This is a genomic window from Geobacillus thermoleovorans (genome assembly GCF_001610955.1).
GTDB classification, from domain to species: domain Bacteria; phylum Bacillota; class Bacilli; order Bacillales; family Anoxybacillaceae; genus Geobacillus; species Geobacillus thermoleovorans.
Genome location: NZ_CP014335.1, coordinates 2,078,575 through 2,096,222, shown reverse-complemented (window position 1 = coordinate 2,096,222; position 17,648 = coordinate 2,078,575). Strand labels below are relative to the sequence as shown.

At 56.1% G+C, this 17,648-nt stretch carries 20 protein-coding genes; 19 read left to right on the top strand and 1 reads right to left on the bottom strand.

Annotated features, from left to right (window positions below; genetic code table 11):
- Positions 1–3 precede the first annotated feature (3 nt).
- The 4 genes from qcrB to ypjB all read left to right on the top strand — a co-directional run bounded on the left by qcrB (position 4) and on the right by ypjB (position 3,329).
- Positions 4–678 (top strand): menaquinol-cytochrome c reductase cytochrome b subunit, encoded by a 675-nt coding sequence (gene qcrB / locus GT3570_RS10430; RefSeq protein ID WP_011231676.1) that lies wholly within the window; start codon positions 4–6, stop codon positions 676–678.
- Positions 679–727: 49 nt separating this feature from the next.
- Complete coding sequence (locus GT3570_RS10425; protein ID WP_011231675.1) at positions 728–1,492, top strand: menaquinol-cytochrome c reductase cytochrome b/c subunit; 765 nt, start codon at positions 728–730, stop codon at positions 1,490–1,492.
- Between the two features lie 78 nt (positions 1,493–1,570).
- The gene (locus tag GT3570_RS10420) at positions 1,571–2,191 is read left to right on the top strand and encodes a lipoprotein heptaprenylglyceryl N-acetyltransferase LhaT (RefSeq protein WP_011231674.1); all 621 of its coding nucleotides are present in this window, start codon (positions 1,571–1,573) and stop codon (positions 2,189–2,191) included.
- A gap of 349 nt (positions 2,192–2,540) precedes the next feature.
- A complete protein-coding gene (ypjB, locus tag GT3570_RS10415; RefSeq protein WP_015375261.1) occupies positions 2,541–3,329 on the top strand; it encodes a sporulation protein YpjB in 789 nt (262 codons plus the stop codon).
- Between the two features lie 137 nt (positions 3,330–3,466).
- On the opposite strand, the gene GT3570_RS10410 is transcribed toward ypjB, so the two are convergent.
- The gene (locus GT3570_RS10410) at positions 3,467–4,339 is read right to left on the bottom strand and encodes a YitT family protein (protein WP_011231672.1); all 873 of its coding nucleotides are present in this window, start codon (positions 4,337–4,339) and stop codon (positions 3,467–3,469) included.
- A 159-nt stretch (positions 4,340–4,498) separates the two neighbouring features.
- Here GT3570_RS10410 and GT3570_RS10405 point away from each other — a divergent pair, with 159 nt between their 5' ends.
- From GT3570_RS10405 to GT3570_RS18490, 15 genes are all read left to right on the top strand, one after another.
- Positions 4,499–4,834, top strand: coding sequence for a nucleotide pyrophosphohydrolase (locus tag GT3570_RS10405; RefSeq protein WP_011231671.1), 336 nt, complete (start codon positions 4,499–4,501; stop codon positions 4,832–4,834).
- Positions 4,831–5,628: a 4-hydroxy-tetrahydrodipicolinate reductase gene (gene dapB / locus GT3570_RS10400; protein ID WP_014196195.1), complete on the top strand. Its 798-nt coding sequence runs from the start codon at positions 4,831–4,833 to the stop codon at positions 5,626–5,628. The genes GT3570_RS10405 and dapB overlap by 4 nt, the downstream gene beginning before the upstream one ends.
- Positions 5,629–5,659: 31 nt before the next feature.
- Positions 5,660–6,094, top strand: coding sequence for a methylglyoxal synthase (locus GT3570_RS10395; RefSeq protein WP_013144914.1), 435 nt, complete (start codon positions 5,660–5,662; stop codon positions 6,092–6,094).
- Positions 6,095–6,099: 5 nt separating this feature from the next.
- Positions 6,100–6,810, top strand: a complete 711-nt coding sequence (bshB1, locus tag GT3570_RS10390; RefSeq protein WP_014196194.1) for a bacillithiol biosynthesis deacetylase BshB1 — start codon at positions 6,100–6,102, stop codon at positions 6,808–6,810.
- A complete protein-coding gene (gene bshA, locus GT3570_RS10385) occupies positions 6,807–7,943 on the top strand; it encodes an N-acetyl-alpha-D-glucosaminyl L-malate synthase BshA (RefSeq protein WP_011231667.1) in 1,137 nt (378 codons plus the stop codon). The genes bshB1 and bshA overlap by 4 nt, the downstream gene beginning before the upstream one ends.
- Positions 7,940–9,154 carry a CCA tRNA nucleotidyltransferase gene (locus GT3570_RS10380; protein WP_014196193.1) on the top strand — a complete coding sequence of 405 codons (1,215 nt, stop codon included), beginning with the start codon at positions 7,940–7,942 and terminating at the stop codon, positions 9,152–9,154. The genes bshA and GT3570_RS10380 overlap by 4 nt, the downstream gene beginning before the upstream one ends.
- Complete coding sequence (locus GT3570_RS10375) at positions 9,112–10,101, top strand: bifunctional biotin--[acetyl-CoA-carboxylase] synthetase/biotin operon repressor (protein WP_014196192.1); 990 nt, start codon at positions 9,112–9,114, stop codon at positions 10,099–10,101. Before GT3570_RS10380 ends, GT3570_RS10375 begins: the two co-directional genes overlap by 43 nt.
- A 266-nt stretch (positions 10,102–10,367) precedes the next feature.
- Positions 10,368–11,207, top strand: coding sequence for a 3-methyl-2-oxobutanoate hydroxymethyltransferase (gene panB / locus GT3570_RS10365; RefSeq protein WP_011231664.1), 840 nt, complete (start codon positions 10,368–10,370; stop codon positions 11,205–11,207).
- Complete coding sequence (gene panC / locus GT3570_RS10360; RefSeq protein WP_014196191.1) at positions 11,204–12,106, top strand: pantoate--beta-alanine ligase; 903 nt, start codon at positions 11,204–11,206, stop codon at positions 12,104–12,106. Before panB ends, panC begins: the two co-directional genes overlap by 4 nt.
- Positions 12,088–12,471, top strand: a complete 384-nt coding sequence (panD, locus tag GT3570_RS10355; protein ID WP_013144919.1) for an aspartate 1-decarboxylase — start codon at positions 12,088–12,090, stop codon at positions 12,469–12,471. The genes panC and panD overlap by 19 nt, the downstream gene beginning before the upstream one ends.
- Before the next feature lie 47 nt (positions 12,472–12,518).
- Entirely contained in the window at positions 12,519–15,248 is a 2,730-nt protein-coding gene (gene dinG / locus GT3570_RS10350; protein ID WP_014196190.1) for an ATP-dependent DNA helicase DinG, read from the top strand.
- A 334-nt stretch (positions 15,249–15,582) separates the two neighbouring features.
- Positions 15,583–15,753, top strand: a complete 171-nt coding sequence (locus GT3570_RS18005; RefSeq protein ID WP_011231659.1) for a YpmA family protein — start codon at positions 15,583–15,585, stop codon at positions 15,751–15,753.
- Positions 15,754–15,758: 5 nt separating this feature from the next.
- A complete protein-coding gene (locus tag GT3570_RS10335) occupies positions 15,759–16,235 on the top strand; it encodes a cell wall elongation regulator TseB-like domain-containing protein (RefSeq protein WP_014196187.1) in 477 nt (158 codons plus the stop codon).
- A 21-nt stretch (positions 16,236–16,256) separates the two neighbouring features.
- On the top strand, positions 16,257–17,438 hold the full coding sequence (locus GT3570_RS10330) for a pyridoxal phosphate-dependent aminotransferase (protein WP_014196186.1): 1,182 nt from the start codon (positions 16,257–16,259) through the stop codon (positions 17,436–17,438).
- A gap of 24 nt (positions 17,439–17,462) precedes the next feature.
- A complete protein-coding gene (locus tag GT3570_RS18490) occupies positions 17,463–17,633 on the top strand; it encodes a hypothetical protein (RefSeq protein ID WP_021322200.1) in 171 nt (56 codons plus the stop codon).
- Positions 17,634–17,648 lie beyond the last annotated feature (15 nt).

Below are 17,648 nucleotides of genomic sequence, written 5' to 3'. Positions count from 1 at the left end.
TGCGTGTTAAACAAGCTGTATGACTGGGTCGATGAACGCTTAGATATTACGCCTTTATGGCGGGATATCGCCGATCACGAAGTTCCGGAGCACGTCAACCCCGCCCATCACTTTTCCGCCTTTGTCTATTGTTTCGGCGGGCTGACGTTTTTTGTCACGGTCATTCAAATTTTGTCAGGCATGTTTTTGACGATGTACTACGTCCCGGATATTAAAAACGCGTGGGAATCGGTGTATTACTTGCAAAACGAAGTGGCGTTCGGCCAAATTGTGCGCGGCATGCACCATTGGGGGGCGAGCTTGGTCATCGTCATGATGTTTTTACATACGCTGCGCGTCTTTTTCCAAGGGGCTTATAAAAAGCCGCGCGAAATGAACTGGATCGTCGGCGTATTGATCTTTATGGTGATGATGGGTCTTGGCTTCACCGGCTACTTGTTGCCGTGGGATATGAAAGCGCTGTTTGCGACGAAAGTTGGTTTGCAAATCGCGGAAGCGACGCCGCTCATTGGCCCGGCCATTAAGACGCTGTTAGCTGGGGACCCGGAAATTGTCGGCGCGCAAACGTTGACGCGCTTTTTTGCCATTCACGTCTTCTTCTTGCCGGCCGCTTTGCTCGGCTTAATGGCAGCGCACTTTTTAATGATTCGCAGACAAGGCATTTCCGGTCCGCTATGATCGGTCGGCCCGCGTTTAGAGGCGATAGAAAAAAGGAGGGAACCACGCAATGCATCGCGGAAAAGGAATGAAATTCGTCGGCGATTCCCGTGTTCCCGCGGTGAGAAAACCGAATATTCCAAAGGACTATTCGGAATATCCCGGGAAAACGGAAGTGTTTTGGCCGAACTTCCTGCTCAAGGAATGGTTGGTCGGATCGGTCTTTCTCGTCGGTTTCTTATGCTTGACGGTCGCCCATCCGTCGCCGCTTGAGCGGATCGCCGACCCGACGGACACGACGTACGTGCCGCTGCCTGACTGGTATTTCTTGTTCTTATACCAATTGCTCAAATATTCGTATGCGTCTGGTCCGTATACGGTCGTCGGCGCGATCATCATCCCGGGGTTGGCGTTCGGCGCGCTCTTATTGGCGCCGTTTTTGGACCGCGGCCCAGAGCGCCGTCCTTGGAAGCGTCCGGTCGCGACCGGGATGATGCTGTTGGCGCTTGCGGCGATGATTTATTTGACATGGGAAGCGGTCGTCACACACGACTGGAAAAAAGCGGCTGAACAAGGGAAAATTCGGGCGGAAGTGAAAATTGACACGAACGCGGAAGGCTATAAAATCGCCCAAGCGAACACATGTACATCGTGCCACGGACAAAACTTGTCCGGCGGTGCTGGTCCGTCGCTCATCGGCACCGGCTTGAAACCGGAAGAAATCGCGAAAATCGCGAGAGAAGGGAAAGGCAACATGCCGCCCGGCGTCTTTAAGGGCACGGATGAAGAGTTGAAAAAACTGTCCGAATTCATCGCTGGACTGAAAGCGGAATAATCGTTTCGACACGAAAAAGCTGACTCGCGTTAGTCAGCTTTTTTCGTGCCAACATGAAACCGAGGCGAGGTGCAGATGATGGCATGGCTTTATGCGCTGTTGGCTTCCCGGCCGGTTGTTTGGCTGCTCTTGTTCGTCAACGCGGCCGGCACCATCTATGGATATTATTGGTATCGTTATCAACTTGCCGATACGCCGCCCATCTTTTTGCCGTTTGTTCCCGACAGTCCGACGGCGAGCCTTTTTTTTCTTGTCGTCCTTGTGGCATGGCTTTTCGGCAGGTCGGCGCCGCTTTTTGAAGCGTTGGCTTTGGTGACGCTTGTTAAGTATGGAATTTGGGCGGTCGTTATGAATGTGCTCGTTTGGCGCGTCACCGGCACGCTCGATTGGGCCGGGTGGATGCTGATCGTTTCGCACGGGGCGATGGCGATCGAAGGAATGCTGTACGCCCGGTTTTATCGATTCCGCTTCCTTCACCTTATGCTGGCGGCCGTGTGGACGCTGCATAACGATGTCATCGACTACGTTTTTGGCATGATGCCGCGCTATAGTGTCCTGGCTGACTACGCCAACGAAATCGGCTATTTTACGTTTTGGTTGAGCATCGCATCGATTGCCGCTGCGTATCAGCTTGGCGTCCGCCTCCGGCGCCAGCCGCTTCTGCCGGGCGGCATGTCTTTCCGGCAGGCATCAGAGTAGAGCGTTGAACACAAGGAGGAACGTTGGGCGGCAGCTTTCTATTATAGATGCAACGAAGAAGTTTAACATATCCTTGACGGAAAAGCGGTTTGTCCATTTTCGACTGTCGAAGGCAAGCCACAGGCTTGCCTCCGTCACGCCAAGGCGTGACGGAAGACCGAACAACCGCCTGCCCTAAAGACCCATATATGGGTCTTTAAGCGGCGTTGTTCGGTCTCCCGACAGTCGATCAGATACTCGGTAAAAGCTGCAAATGGTAAAGCTTCGAATTGCATCTATATAGCAGTTGCCTGGTCTACTCTTGTCCACTCCTTCATACATTGTACTAGTGGATGAGGGAGGGACGATGATGAAGCGAATCGGGCTAGCCATGTTGTTGTCGCTCGCCTTTTTATGGCCAGCGCCCATTGGCGCGGCTGGACAAACAAACGGTTGGGAGCAGTTGGACGATATTTCCGACGAGGCGCTGCAATTGGCGAAAAACGGTCGTTTTGCCGAAGCAAAAGAAGTGCTCCGCTATTTTTCCAAGCGGTTTTTCGCCCTTGGGGCAAAAGAACGGTTGAAATCGGCCGATGAATTGCGGGCGGTGACCGTGACGCATGAGCAGGCAGTCAAGGCGATGACGGCGCCGATCTCCGCGGAAGACAAAGTGGCGGCGATCACCCAGTTTCGCCTTGTTGTTGACGCCATCCATTCGACATACCAGCCGCTTTGGACGGAGATGGAGCCGGCTGTCATGGAGGCGTTTGCCGCGGTCGAAAAGGCGGCACAACAAGGCGAGCAGAAAGCGTATGCCGCTGCCCTCCGCCAGTTGCTTGACCGCTATACATTGATCGAGCCGAGTGTGAAAATCGACGTGCCGCCGGATATCGCGACAAAGGTCGATGATGATCTTGAGGCGTTGCAGGCCGCCGCGTTTTGGCAACGCGGCGAAGACGAGCAGCGCGAGCAACTTGCCGATGCGCGTCAAGATCTTGAAGCGCTGTTTGCCGGGGTGAAAAAGGACGAAGCTGATCCGTCGCTGATTTGGGTGATGATTTCCACTGGCGGAGTGATCGTGTTGACGCTGACGTACGTTGGCTGGCGGAAGTACAAAGGAGAAAAGGAAGAGAAGCGGGCGCGGCAGCCGGAAGACTAAGCACCGGCGCTTTTTGCGAGGGGGAAACGTTTCCCCCTCTTTTTTGTTTTCCCGTCGCTTTGTGCAAGCACCGCCCCGGCACTTTCAAGCGGCGCTTGCCGGGCTTGTCCCGGTTGGGCTTTCGCGCCAGCGGCTTTTCATGGTTCCAGCGGCCGCTTTTGTTCATCGAGCGTAAACCCTTCGCCGAGCACATCATGCACATCGGTGACGGCGACGAACGCATGCGGATCAACGGATATAATGACACTTTTTAAGCGCGGCAGTTCGTTTTTGGCGACGACGCAATACAAGACGTCGCGGTCGCGCTTCGTATACGAGCCGCGCCCTTTCAGCACGGTGACGCCGCGCTCCATCTCTGTCAAGATCCGGTTGGCGATCTCTTCGCTTTTTTCTGAGATGATGGTCGCCCCTTTTGCCGCATAGCCGCCTTCCTGCAGAAAATCAATGACCCGGGCGGCGATAAAGACGGCGACCAACGTATACATCGCCTCGCGGTATGACAGGTAAAGAAGAAGCGACAATGTGATGACGGTGGCGTCAAAGGCAAACATCGTTTTGCCCATGCTGATGCCTTTATATTTATGGACGAGGCGCGCGATAATATCGACGCCTCCGGTTGTGCCGCCGTAGCGGAAAATAATGCCGAGGCCGACGCCGATAAAGACGCCGGCAAACAAGGCGGCGAGCGTCATGTCATGTCGAAGCGGCATATGAATCATGTAGCGTTGAAAGATGGACAAAAAGACGGAAACGGCGACCGTGCCGATGACGGTATAGAGAAACGTTTGGCGGCCGAGCAGCTTCCAGCCGATGAAAAAGAGCGGAATGTTGAGCGCCAAGTTGGTGATCGCTGGATCCAGTCCGAACAAAAAATAAAGAAGAAGCGTAATGCCGGTAAACCCGCCTTCCGCCAAATTGTTTTGCATGTTGAAATGAACGAGCCCGAAGGCGAAAATAGCGGCGCCAAGCAAAATAAACAGGCAGTTTTTGATCTTTAGTCCAAAAATCATACCGTCCCTCCGTCCGCAAAAATAGTCGGCGCCCTTAATTATAGAGGAACTTGTCCATATAGGCAATGACGAGCGAAAACGGGCGGATTGACAGCGGGCGAAAACATTTGTCAAATGCGCCGCTTTTCGCTAACATGAAAACAGACGAGGTGACAAGCCATGCAGGAGAAAACGATGAAACAAATGCAACAGGAAGTGGATGACTATATCAGTCAATTCAAAGAAGGCTATTTCAGCCCGCTCGCCATGCTGGCGCGGCTGACGGAAGAGCTCGGCGAGCTGGCGCGCGAGGTGAACCATTACTACGGGGAAAAACCGAAAAAGGCGACCGAACAAGAAAAAACGGTGGAAGAAGAGCTGGGCGATTTGCTGTTTGTGCTCATTTGCTTCGCCAATTCGCTCGGCATTGATTTGCAGGCGGCGCACGACCGGGTGATGGACAAGTTTCGCACCCGCGACCGCGACCGCTGGACGCGGAAGGAGGAAGGATCATGACGATTCGCATTGTCATCGCGGGGCCGCGCGGCCGCATGGGCCGAGAAGCGGTTGCGCTCGTGCAGCAAACCGATCACTTTGAACTGGCTGCGGTCATCGACCGCCGTTACGATGGACAAAATTTAGCGGAGATCGACCGATTTTCCGGCGTCAACGCCCCGATTTACACCGATGCGGCCCGCTGTTTTGCGGAGGTGAAGCCGGATGTATTGATCGATTTGACAACGCCGGAAGCCGGAAAGCGGCACACCGAGCTGGCGCTGCGTTACGGCGTTCGTCCGGTCGTCGGCACGACTGGATTTACGCCGGAAGATATCGAGCGGCTCACCAAGCTGGCGGAAGAGAAAGAAATCGGCGCCATCATCGCGCCGAACTTTGCCGTCGGAGCGGTGTTGATGATGAAATTCGCCCGCATGGCGGCCAAATATTTCACTGATGTGGAAATCATTGAATTGCACCATGATCAAAAGCTTGACGCACCGTCCGGAACGGCATTGAAGACGGCGCAGCTCATTGCCGAAGTGCGACCGTCGAAAAAGCAAGGCCACCCGAACGAAAAGGAAACGCTTGCTGGCGCGCGCGGCGCCGCTTACGACGGCATCCCGATCCACAGCGTCCGTCTGCCGGGCTTTGTCGCTCATCAAGAAGTGATTTTCGGCGGCAACGGCCAGACGTTGACGATCCGCCACGATTCGTTCGACCGCCGCTCGTTTATGTCCGGGGTGAAGCTGGCAGTGGAAACGGTGATGCATTTACATACGCTTGTCTATGGGCTGGAGCATATTTTGGAATAGTGTGCAAACTGCGCAAACGGGGGAGAATGGAATGAAAATCGCGTTAATTGCCCATGACCAAAAAAAGGCAGAGATGGTCGCATTTGCGACCGCCTATGCGCCTGTGCTTGCAAACCATGAATTGTACGCCACCGGCACGACCGGCTTGCGCATCCAGGAGGCGACCGGTCTTCCCGTTCATCGCTTCCAATCGGGGCCGTACGGAGGCGACCAAGAAATCGGGGCGATGATCGCCCGCAATGAAATGGATCTGGTCATTTTTTTCCGCGATCCGCTCACCGCCCAGCCGCATGAGCCGGACATCAGCGCATTGATGCGGCTTTGCGACGTCTATGCCGTGCCGTTGGCGACGAACATCGGCACGGCCGAGCTGCTCATCCGCGCGTTGGAGCGCGGCGATTTGGCATGGCGCAGCATTGTGCGCGGCCGAACAAAAGGCGGGGAGGAATCGAAAACAGAAAGGTGACAGCGATGATGGAAACGTGTGACTTGTTGGCGTTCGGCGCCCATCCGGATGATGTCGAAATCGGCATGGGAGGGACGATCGCCAAATACGTACGCCGTGGGTACCGTATTGTCATTTGCGACTTGACGCAAGCCGAGCTGTCGTCCAACGGCACGGTCGACGAGCGGCAGAGAGAGGCGGCCGAGGCGGCCCGCCGGCTCGGTGTATCCGAGCGGTTCAATCTTGGGCTGCCTGACCGCGGCCTTTATGTCGAGGAAGAGGCGATCCGCCAGATCACAGCGGTCATCCGCCGCTGCCGGCCGCGCCTTGTATTCGCCCCCTATTGGGAAGATCGACATCCGGATCACGGGCGATGCGCCCGCCTTGTCGAGGAAGCGGTCTTTTCCGCCGGCATCCGCCGCTATGGCGCCGGAGAGCTTGGCGATGCGCACCGCGTTCGGGCGGTGTATTATTATATGATCAATGCCTTTTGCCGCCCGCATTTTCTCATCGATATTAGCGAAACGATCGATGACAAGCTGGACAGCCTGCGCGCGTACGAAAGCCAGTTTCAAAAACGGCCTGGCTCGGTTGACACCCCGCTGACCAACGGCTACATCGAGATGATTGAAAGCCGCGAGCGCTGGTTCGGTCAACAAATCGGCGCGGCGTATGCGGAAGGGTTTTTGACGAAAACGCCGATTCATCTTTCCAATTTGTTTGAGGAGGAGCGATGAAGCTGAAAATCGGGATTGTTTGCTATCCGACGGTCGGGGGCTCCGGAGTGGTCGCCACTGAGCTTGGCAAGCTGCTGGCGGAGCGGGGGCATGAGATTCACTTTATCTCATCGAGCATGCCGTTTCGTTTGAATAAAGTGTACGGCAACATTTATTATCATGAAGTCAGTGTCAACCAATATTCCGTCTTTCAATACCCGCCGTACGATTTGGCATTGGCAAGCAAAATTGCTGAGGTGGCAAAGCGGGAACGGCTCGATGTGCTTCATGCCCATTACGCCGTTCCTCATGCCGTCTGTGCGGTGTTGGCGCGGCAAATGGTCGGCGAGCTGCCGATCATCACGACGCTGCACGGCACGGATATCACCGTGTTAGGCTATGACCCGTCGCTTTCCGATATGATCAAATTTGGCATCGAGCAGTCGGATATCGTTACGGCGGTGTCTGACGCCCTTGCCCGGCAGACGTATGAACTGCTCGATGTGCAAGCGACGATCCATACCGTCTACAATTTTGTCGATGAACGCGTCTACCGTCGCCGGGAAGCGGGCCATTTACGGCGCGAGTACGGCATTCGCGACGATGAACGAGTTGTGATCCATGTCTCGAATTTCCGGAAAGTGAAGCGTGTGCCTGATGTAGTGAGAGCGTTTGCCATCGTGCGCCGGCACGTGCCAGCCAAGCTCTTGCTTGTCGGCGACGGTCCGGAAATGACCGTCGTCTGCCGGCTTGTGAAAGAGCTTGGGCTGCAAGATGATGTCCGCTTTTTAGGAAAACAGGATAAACTCGAAGAGCTGTATTCGATCAGTGATGTGATGATGCTTTTGTCGGAAAAAGAAAGCTTCGGGCTCGTATTGCTTGAAGCGATGGCGTGCGGCGTTCCGTGCATCGGCACGGCCATCGGCGGGATTCCGGAAGTGATTGAGGATGGGAAAACCGGGTTTTTATGCCCGCTTGGCGATGTCAAAGAGGCGGCAAGACAGGCGATGGCGCTGTTGACAGACTGCCGGTTGCACGCTGAGATGGCAAGACAGGCGGTGCAAACGGTCGAGCGCAAGTTCCGCTCGGCCGACATCGTCGGCCAGTATGAACAGCTGTACGCTTCGCTTGCGGCAAGGAAGGTGAAACGATGAAACCGCCGTTTGAACAGGCGCTCGGCATTATCCGACAATTGAAGCGGCATGGCTATGAGGCGTATTTTGTCGGCGGCGCGGTGCGCGACTTGTTGATCGGGCGTGCGATCGGCGACGTCGATATCGCGACAAGCGCTCTGCCGGAAGAAGTGATGCGCTTGTTTCCGAAAACGATCGACGTCGGTTCGAAACACGGCACGGTCGTCGTCGTGCATGAAGGAACGGCGTACGAAGTGACGACATTCCGCACGGACGGCGATTATGAAGACCATCGCCGTCCGGAGTCGGTGACGTTCGTTCGTTCGCTTGAGGAAGACTTAAAGCGCCGCGATTTCACGATGAACGCCATCGCCATGGATGAACGCGGAACGATCATTGATCCGTTTGGCGGACAAGAGGCGATCGAGCGGCGGCTCATTTGCACGGTCGGGGCGGCGGACGAACGGTTTCGCGAAGATGCGCTCCGCATGATGCGGGCTGTTCGCTTCGTCAGCCAACTTGGATTTGCCCTTGCTGAGGACACGAAGCGGGCGATCGTCCAAAACGCACCGCTTATGGCCCACATTTCTGTCGAACGGATGACCATGGAAATGGAAAAACTGCTCGCCGGTCCGTTCGTTGCCGAAGCGCTGCCGCTGTTGGCCGATACCGGGCTGTTCGCTTATTTGCCTGGGCTGGCCGAAAAAGAGCAGCTGCTGCGCTCGGCCGCCGCCTTTCGCTGGCCGTGGCTTACAAAGCGTGAAGAGCGCTGGGCGCTTCTTTGCCGCGCGCTTGATGTCAAAGACATTCGTCCGTTTTTGCGCGCCTGGAAGCTTCCCAACAAAGTAATCGATGAAGCTGGCGCCATTTTGGCGGCGCTCGATGATGTCCCTAGGCCGGAGGCGTGGACGAACGAACAGTTGTTTTTGGCCGGCCTCGAGCGAGCGCTATCGGTTGAAGCGGTGCGCGCCGCGCTTTGCGGCGCGCCGTCTGAACCTCATCATGAGGAGCTCCGCCGCCGCTTTGCGGCGCTGCCGATCAAAACGAAAGGGGAGCTTGCCGTCAACGGGAAAGACGTCATTCGCTGGGCTGGAAAACCGGCCGGTCCGTGGGTGAAAGAGACGCTGGATGCCATCTGGCGGGCGGTCGTCAGCAGCGAAGTCGAAAATGAGAAGGAGCGGATTTACGCATGGCTCATGGAGCGCAATCGGACACACGAAAAAAACTGTTAGAGTTGTTTGCCGAAGCGAACGGCGAGTTTTTGTCCGGGCAAAAAATCAGCGAACAGCTCGGCTGTTCGCGGGCGGCGGTATGGAAGCATATCGAGGAGCTGCGCAAAGAAGGATTTGAACTCGAAGCAGTGCGCCGCCTTGGCTACCGGATTATCAGCACGCCGGATAAAGTGACGGCCAACGAAATCCAGCTCGGCTTAAAAACGGAAAAACTTGGCCACACGATCCACTTTTTTGACGAAGTCGATTCGACGCAGCGCATTGCGGCAAGGCTCGCGTATGAAGGGGCGCCGGAAGGAACGCTCGTCGTCGCGGAAGAGCAAAAGGCTGGGCGCGGGCGTTTGGATCGGAAATGGTTTTCCCCAAAAGGGACGGGCATTTGGATGAGCCTCATTTTGCGGCCGGCCATCCCGCCGCAGCGGGCGCCGCAGCTGACACTGCTTGCCGCGGTGGCCGTCAGCCAGGCGATTCAGGAAGTGACCGGGCTTGTCCCAGACATTAAATGGCCGAATGACATTTTGCTTGACGGCAGAAAGTGCGTCGGCATTTTAACGGAGCTGCAAGCCGACCCTGACCGCGTCCATTCGGTCATCATCGGCATCGGCATCAACGTCAACCAAACGATCGAGCAGTTTCCGGAGGATATCCGGGCCATCGCGACATCGCTGGCCATTGAAAAGGGCGGGCCCGTAAAGCGCGCCCCGCTCATTCAAGAAATTTTGTTCCGGCTTGAGCGGCTGTATGAGCAATATTTGGCGCATGGCTTCCGTCCGATTAAGCTTCTTTGGGAAGGGTACGCCGTTTCGATCGGCAAGCCGGTGACAGCGAGAACGCTGAACGGCGTGATTCGCGGCATCGCCCGCGGCATCACTGACGACGGGCTGCTCATCCTTGAAGATGAGCAAAAGAACATCCATTACATCCATTCTGCCGATATTCAGTTCTAATTTGCCACTAGAAAAATTGTAACAATTTTGTTAAAATACAAAGCGAGGAAAAGGGCAGTATCTTTCGCAAGAAGAACTGCACCGAGGCCGACAGCACGAATAGGTGAAGGAAATGATCTGCCTTGATCCTTTTTTGAAGGACTAGGACAGAGGGATGAACGAAACCGACGGTGGTTTTATGGCGTCCTTCTTTCTCAAGGCGGGAAAGAAGGACGTTTTGTTTCGGGCGGTTCATCTCCTCTGCAGTCAAAGAGGAGGGAACGAAAATGAAAGCGAAAACCGATTTTTTCCACATGAAGCAGGCGGGCGAGCCGATCGTGATGGTGACCGCCTACGATTTTCCGTCCGCGAAGCTTGCCGAGCAAGCCGGCGTCGACATGATTTTGGTCGGCGATTCGCTCGGCATGGTTGTGCTCGGGTATGATTCAACGATCCCGGTGACGGTCGATGATATGATCCACCATACGAAGGCGGTTCGCCGCGGTGCGCCGAACACGTTTATTGTCACCGATATGCCGTTTATGTCGTACCATGCGTCCAAAGAAGAGGCGCTGCAAAACGCCCGCCGCATCATGCAAGAGTCAGGGGCGAACGCCGTTAAAGTCGAAGGGGCGGATGAAGTCGTCGACATGATTGCCGCGCTGACGAAAGCCGGCGTGCCGGTCGTTGCCCATCTCGGGTTGACGCCGCAATCGGTCGGCGTTCTTGGCGGCTATAAAGTGCAAGGCAAAGATGCCGAAAGTGCGAAAAAGCTGCTCGATGATGCGAAACAATGCGAGCAGGCGGGAGCGATCGCCCTTGTCTTAGAGTGTGTTCCGAAGCAGCTCGGGGCGGCCATGGCCCGGGAACTCACCATTCCCGTCATCGGCATCGGCGCTGGGGCGGAAGTCGACGGTCAAGTGCTCGTGTATCACGATTTGCTTGGCTACGGTGTCACCCGCGTGCCGAAGTTTGTGAAACAATACGCGTCCATCCAAGAGACGATCGTCGAGGCGTTAGCCAACTACGTCGCTGATGTCAAACTGCGCCAGTTCCCGGAGCCGGCGCACACGTTTACGATGAAGGAAGAAGAATGGGTGGCGCTTTACGGAGGAAAGCAAGGATGATCGTGATGGATCAGATTGCAGCGATGCAGGCGCTCATGCGCCAATATCGCCGTGAAGGAAAGACGATCGGGTTCGTTCCGACGATGGGCTATTTGCATGAAGGGCATACCTCCCTCATCGATCGGGCGCGCGCGGAAAACGACATCGTCGTCCTAAGCGTTTTCGTCAACCCGCTTCAGTTCGGACCGAACGAAGACTTTGCCCGCTATCCGCGCGATTTCGAGCGCGACCGGCGCATCGCCGAACAGCATGGAGTCGACGTCTTGTTCCATCCGGAAGCGGACGAGATGTATCCGGAGCCGCTTACCGTACGAGCGATCGTTCAAGCGCGCGCCGACGTGCTGTGCGGACGGTCGCGCCCCGGCCATTTTGACGGCGTGGCGACGGTGCTCATTAAGCTGTTCAACATTGTTATGCCCGACCGCGCGTACTTTGGGATGAAAGATGCCCAACAGGTGGCGGTCGTCGACGGCTTGATCCGCGATCTCAATTTTCCGATCGAGCTCGTGCCGGTGCCGACGGTCCGCGAGGCGGACGGGCTGGCGAAAAGCTCGCGCAACGTCTATTTGTCGCCGCAAGAACGGAGTGAGGCGCCGGCGCTGTATGCAGCGCTTCAAGCGGCCGCTTCCGCCGTCGAACGAGGAGAGCGGAGCGCAGCGGCCATCCGCCGGATGGTTAGAGAGCATATTGAAGCGCATACGCACGCTGAGATCGATTATGTCGAAGTATGTTCATATCCGGATTTGACGCCGCTTGAGACGCTCGCCGGGACAGTGCTGATCGCTGTCGCCGTCCGATTTGCGAGCGCCCGGTTGATCGACAATATCATGATTGAGTTGCCCAAAACCGGCGAACAAGGGGATGGAAAGGGGGAGCAAGCATGTTTCGCACGCTCATGAACGCCAAAATTCACCGCGCTCGTGTAACAGAGGCCAATCTCGATTACGTCGGCAGCATTACGATCGATGAAGATATTTTGGATGCCGTCGGCATTGTGGCTAATGAAAAAGTACAGGTAGTGAACAATAATAATGGAGCCCGTTTTGAAACATACGTCATCCCCGGCGAGCGCGGCAGCGGCGTCTTTTGCCTAAACGGCGCCGCCGCCCGCCTTGTGCAAAAAGGGGACGTTATTATCGTCATCTCATATGTGCTCGTTCCAGAGGAAAAAATCGCCGCCCATCGACCGAAAATCGCGATTATGGACGAAAACAACCGGATTGTGCAGCTCATCGCCGAAGAGCCGGCGCATACGGTTTTATGAGGGCAAAAAGGGGCTTTCCGCCCCTTTTCGTTTTGAGGTGATCGTTTATGGCAACGCGCTTTGTCATCATTGACTTGGAGACAACCGGAAATGGGCCGAAAAAAGGCGATCGGATCATCCAGCTCGGCATGGCGGTCGTCGAAGATGGCCTGATTGTCGAACGGTTTGCCAGCTTTTTTAACCCGGAACGGCCCATTCCGCTGTTCATTCAGCAGCTGACGAACATCAACGAACAGATGGTCGAAGGAGCGCCGCTGTTTGCTGACAAGGCGGGCGAGATCGCCGCCTTGATGCACGGTGCTTACTTTGTCGCCCATAACGTCGACTTTGATTTGCCGTTTTTGCAGGCCGAGCTTGAACGGGCTGGCTGGCCGCCGTTTTCTGGTCCGACGATCGATACGGTCGAGCTCGCCCGCATCGTGTTGCCGACTGCCGAAAGCTATAAGCTCGGCGATTTGGCGAGGCAGCTCGGCCTCCACCACAATCGTCCGCATCAAGCGGACAGCGATGCGGAAGTGACCGCCAAGCTGTTCATTGCCTTGCTCAAGCGGCTCTCCCGTCTGCCGCTTATGACGCTTGAGCAACTGCGCGGTCTTGCCCGCCACTTGAAAAGCGATATTTACTTGCTCCTTGATGCGGTCATCGCCAAAAAGCGGAACAAGGCGCCGGCCGACCGCGCTGTCGCCGTATACCGCGGCATTGCGTTGAAACAACCGGCGCCGGAGCCAGATGAGAGCGATCGGCGCCCCGCTTTGGCTTCGTTCGCTGCCTTTTGCGAACAGGAGCCGCCCCTTCCGCTTCCCGGCTACAAGCGGCGCGCGGGGCAGTGGGAGATGATGCGGCTCGTTTATGAGGCGCTGTCGACGTCCCAGCACGCGCTCATTGAAGCAGGGACCGGACTTGGCAAATCGCTCGCCTATTTGATTCCCGCTGCTTTTTTTGCCTGTGAGCAGCAAGAGCGGGTCGTCATCAGCACGCATACCCTCCAGCTGCAGGAGCAGCTCATTCGCCGCGATTGGCCGGTATTGCGGCAAATCGCGCCGTTTCCGCTCCGCGTTGCCGTTTTGAAAGGGAAGCAAAATTACTTATCCCTTGACAAGTTCGCTTCGTTTTTGTCGGAGCCGTCTGACACGTACGATGCGGCTCTCTTGAAGTGCCAGGTGCTCGTTTGGCTGCTTGAGACCGACAGCGGCGACTTGGACGAATTGAATGTGTCATCCGGCGCCCGTCTCCTATTGTCCGCGCTTGCCATCGGCGAAGAGGAAGACGGCGGGCGGCATCATTTTTTCGCCCGGGCGAAAGAGCGCTCCGAACGGGCGGATGTGGTCATTACCAACCATGCGCTTTTGCTTCATGATTTGACCGGCCCGGCGCCGCTTCTGCCGCCGTTTCGCCATCTGATCATCGATGAGGCGCATCGGCTTGAAGATGCCGCCGCCCGGTGTTTTGGCGAGCAGATTGGCTATGTGTCGTTTCGCCTGCTGACCGCCAAAATCGCGCAGACGATCGCGAAATGGGTAGAAGCAGAACAGGACGCACCGAATGGGGCTCTTGTCCGTTGCCAGCAACGCCTTGAGGAGCTGCAGTTTGAAGGGGACGAGCTGTTCCGCCTGTTGCACCGCTATGCGTTGGACAAAAAGCCGGCTCGCGCTGGACGTTGCCGCTATCGCTTTTCGCCGACGGACGAACAGAGCCGGGCGTGGCAGGCGGCGGTGGAGTTATGCTGGCGCCTGCGCGATTTGGCGGCGGCGCTATCCGCTGAAGCGAAGCCGCTTCTATCCGCTGATACGAGTGGCGATTTCCCACCATCCGCCTTGCTGTCGGCTGATTTGGCGGCTCTCAACCGGCAAATGGCTGCGCTCGTGCGTTTGCTGACCGAAAAGGAGCCGGGTGTCGTCCGGTGGATCGAAGCGGACGAAAAAGGGGCGGCGAACGCTGTCCGCCTTTACTCGCAGCCGGTTGACCTTGCTGACTTTTTCGCCGATCAACTGTTTATGAAAAAACGGAGCGTCGTTTTGACGTCGGCGACGCTCACTGTCCGCGGCCGGTTCACGTATATGGCGGCGCGTCTCGGTCTTGAGGATTTTTATCCACTTTGCCGCTCGTTTCCGTCGCCGTTTCGTTACGAGGAGCAGGCCGCGCTCTTCGTGCCGGCGGACATGCCGCTCGTTTCTGCCGTGCCGCTTGAAGATTACGCCGAAGCGGTCGCCGCTTCGGTGCTTGCGATCGCCCGACGCCTCGGACGGCGGGTGCTTGTGTTGTTCCCTTCGTATGAACTGTTGAAACTGACGGTTGATGCGTTGAAGACGGAGGAAGAAGGCGAGCCGTTTGTTTTGATCGCTCAAGGGGTGCAAAGCGGCAGTCCGGCAAAGCTCTTGCGGACGTTTTTGCAGTTTGAGCATGCGGTGTTGTTTGGGACGAGCAGCTTTTGGGAAGGGGTCGATCTGCCAGGTTCAGCGCTCGATGTGCTTGTCATCGCCCGCTTGCCGTTTGCGCCCCCGGACGATCCCGTGATGGAGGCAAAAAGCAAGCGCATTCGCCTAGAAGGCGGCGATCCGTTTTCCGAGCTGGCGCTTCCTGAGGCGGTGCTTCGTTTTAAGCAAGGGTTTGGCCGCCTCATTCGCACGGAAGACGACAAAGGAGCCGTATTTGTACTGGATCGGCGGCTTTTGGCTTCCCCGTACGGCGCGGATTTTCTCGCTTCCTTGCCGCCGCTTTCGGTGCATGAAGGCGCGCTTTCTGAGCTGCTCGACAAGGCGGAAACTTGGCTTTCGTAAAGCGGGCTTTATTTCTCATAAAGATGGACGAAACGGCGCAATCTAAAGGTGTCAGGCGGCAAAAAACCCCGCATGAAGCGGGGGGAAAGAAGCAAATTGGCGTTGACGGTGTAGGCGGGCAAATTTGTTATGAAATGATCGGACAAACCTGCTATAATAGGGAAGAAGCACAACTGCGATGACAGTTTGCGCCTTGCCGTTTGGCTTTGTCGGCTTGGCCGCAGAGGTGCGAAGAAGCACGCCTTTTGTCATCTTCGCTGTATTTGTATTGTTGCCGGAGCCGCCGGCGTGTATAAGTAACAAAATTTGCGCCGCACAGGAGGAAACGACGAAAATGGAAAGCAAAATCGAAGTGCTCGCTACCGTCAAAGTTCAGCACTCCGACGACTTGTACAAAATTGTCGACTGCTTGAACCGAACGCTAAAGCGCGACAATTTGATGTTTGGCCTTGCCTTGGATGAAAACGACAAGCGCCAGGCCATCTTTACGATTTATCGGACGTGATCACGATGAAAAAGTGGGGTTGGTTCACTCTGCTTTTTTTTGGATTCCTCATTTGGCAGGCATGGTCGATTTATGACGAGGCGATGGCGCCCAAACGGCTGATGGTGGAACATGCGTTGGCCCGGGCGAAGGAAGCCGCCGGGCTTGCTGATGTGAAGAAAGTCTATACATATTATGGCGACGAAGCGTGCACCGTATTCATCGGAAGAACAAAACAAGGGAAAGCGGTCGTCGTTTGGGTGCCTGAAAAAGAGGGAAATGTCGTCGTCAAGGGCGTGGACAGCGGCATCAGCGAGGCGGAAGCGCGCGCCATTTTGCAGCGCGACCGCCGACCGCGGCGCATCATCGACGCGACGCTTGGCATGGAAAAAGGCGTGCCTCTTTGGGAGTTGACATATATTGATGCGGAAGGAAGGTATTCGTTTTATTACCTTCACTTTGCGGATGGGGCCTTCCTGAAGAGGTACAGTTTTCAACAGTGAGGACGTGAGGGGGAAGAAGCGATGAAACTGGCAAAACGGGTGGCGTCGCTGACGCCATCGGCGACATTGGCCATTACGGCGAAAGCAAAGGAACTGAAAGCGGCCGGATACGACGTGATCGGCCTTGGGGCCGGCGAACCGGATTTCAACACGCCCCAGCACATTATCGCGGCAGCCGTCAAGGCGATGAATGAAGGGCATACGAAATATACGCCATCAGGCGGGCTGCCGGCGCTGAAAGAGGAAATCATCAAAAAATTTGCCCGCGATCAAGGGCTTTCATACGAGCCGGCGGAAATCATCGTCTGCGTAGGGGCGAAGCATGCGCTGTATACGCTCTTTCAAGTGCTGCTTGATGAAGGCGATGAGGTCATCATTCCGACGCCGTATTGGGTGAGCTACCCGGAACAAGTGAAGCTGGCTGGCGGCGTTCCGGTTTATGTTGAGGGGCTGGAGGAAAACGATTTTAAAATTACGCCGGAACAGCTGAAAGCGGCCATTACGCCGCGGACAAAAGCGGTTATTCTCAACTCCCCGAGCAATCCGACCGGCATGATTTATACGGCCGAGGAGCTGAAAGCGCTCGGGGAAGTATGCTTGGCGCATGGCGTGTTGATCATTTCGGACGAAATTTATGAAAAATTGATTTACGGCGGGGCGAAACATGTGTCGATCGCCGAACTGTCGCCGGAGCTGAAGGAGCAGACGATCATCATCAACGGCGTATCGAAATCGCACTCGATGACAGGGTGGCGCATCGGCTACGCGGCTGGGCCGAGAGATATCATAAAAGCGATGACGGATTTAGCAAGCCATAGCACATCGAATCCGACATCGATCGCCCAATATGCCGCTATTGCCGCCTACAGCGGTCCGCAAGAGCCGGTTGAACAAATGCGCCAAGCGTTTGAAAAGCGGCTTGACATCATTTATGACAAGCTTGTGCAAATTCCAGGCTTCACTTGCGTCAAACCGCAAGGAGCGTTTTATTTGTTCCCGAACGCCCGAAAGGCGGCGGATATGGCCGAATGCCGCACGGTCGACGAGTTCGTCGCCGTCTTGTTGGAGGAAGCGAAAGTCGCGCTTGTGCCTGGTTCTGGGTTTGGGGCGCCGGATTACGTCCGCTTGTCGTACGCGACCTCGCTTGAGGCGCTCGAGACAGCGATCGAACGCATCCGCCGGTTTATGGAGGCGCGGGCCTAAGGCGCTTTGCGCCAAGGTGTCAGAGTGGAAAGAAAAAGGGCGGCTTTGTTTGGCGCAAAGCCGCTTTTTCCGCGTCGGTCTGTCGGCTGGCTCCGGGCGGCTGCGCCGAAGGGCGATTGGTGGGGGCAGCATCGTTTTGCGCTGCTTTGGCTGGTCGTTGCCGTGACGCCGACGGAACGGTATAATAGCGAATGATGGACGTGTCGATTA

Bases quoted from the DNA above. Each gene is read 5' to 3' on its own strand.
- GT3570_RS10425 (WP_011231675.1), top strand. From the start codon at position 728: ATGCATCGCGGAAAAGGAATGAAATTCGTCGGCGATTCCCGTGTTCCC.
- GT3570_RS10420 (WP_011231674.1), top strand. From the start codon at position 1,571: ATGGCATGGCTTTATGCGCTGTTGGCTTCCCGGCCGGTTGTTTGGCTG.
- ypjB (WP_015375261.1), top strand. From the start codon at position 2,541: ATGAAGCGAATCGGGCTAGCCATGTTGTTGTCGCTCGCCTTTTTATGG.
- GT3570_RS10410 (WP_011231672.1), bottom strand. From the start codon at position 4,339: ATGATTTTTGGACTAAAGATCAAAAACTGCCTGTTTATTTTGCTTGGC.
- GT3570_RS10405 (WP_011231671.1), top strand. From the start codon at position 4,499: ATGCAGGAGAAAACGATGAAACAAATGCAACAGGAAGTGGATGACTAT.
- dapB (WP_014196195.1), top strand. From the start codon at position 4,831: ATGACGATTCGCATTGTCATCGCGGGGCCGCGCGGCCGCATGGGCCGA.
- GT3570_RS10395 (WP_013144914.1), top strand. From the start codon at position 5,660: ATGAAAATCGCGTTAATTGCCCATGACCAAAAAAAGGCAGAGATGGTC.
- bshB1 (WP_014196194.1), top strand. From the start codon at position 6,100: ATGATGGAAACGTGTGACTTGTTGGCGTTCGGCGCCCATCCGGATGAT.
- bshA (WP_011231667.1), top strand. From the start codon at position 6,807: ATGAAGCTGAAAATCGGGATTGTTTGCTATCCGACGGTCGGGGGCTCC.
- GT3570_RS10380 (WP_014196193.1), top strand. From the start codon at position 7,940: ATGAAACCGCCGTTTGAACAGGCGCTCGGCATTATCCGACAATTGAAG.
- GT3570_RS10375 (WP_014196192.1), top strand. From the start codon at position 9,112: ATGGCTCATGGAGCGCAATCGGACACACGAAAAAAACTGTTAGAGTTG.
- panB (WP_011231664.1), top strand. From the start codon at position 10,368: ATGAAAGCGAAAACCGATTTTTTCCACATGAAGCAGGCGGGCGAGCCG.
- panC (WP_014196191.1), top strand. From the start codon at position 11,204: ATGATCGTGATGGATCAGATTGCAGCGATGCAGGCGCTCATGCGCCAA.
- panD (WP_013144919.1), top strand. From the start codon at position 12,088: ATGTTTCGCACGCTCATGAACGCCAAAATTCACCGCGCTCGTGTAACA.
- dinG (WP_014196190.1), top strand. From the start codon at position 12,519: ATGGCAACGCGCTTTGTCATCATTGACTTGGAGACAACCGGAAATGGG.
- GT3570_RS18005 (WP_011231659.1), top strand. From the start codon at position 15,583: ATGGAAAGCAAAATCGAAGTGCTCGCTACCGTCAAAGTTCAGCACTCC.
- GT3570_RS10335 (WP_014196187.1), top strand. From the start codon at position 15,759: ATGAAAAAGTGGGGTTGGTTCACTCTGCTTTTTTTTGGATTCCTCATT.
- GT3570_RS10330 (WP_014196186.1), top strand. From the start codon at position 16,257: ATGAAACTGGCAAAACGGGTGGCGTCGCTGACGCCATCGGCGACATTG.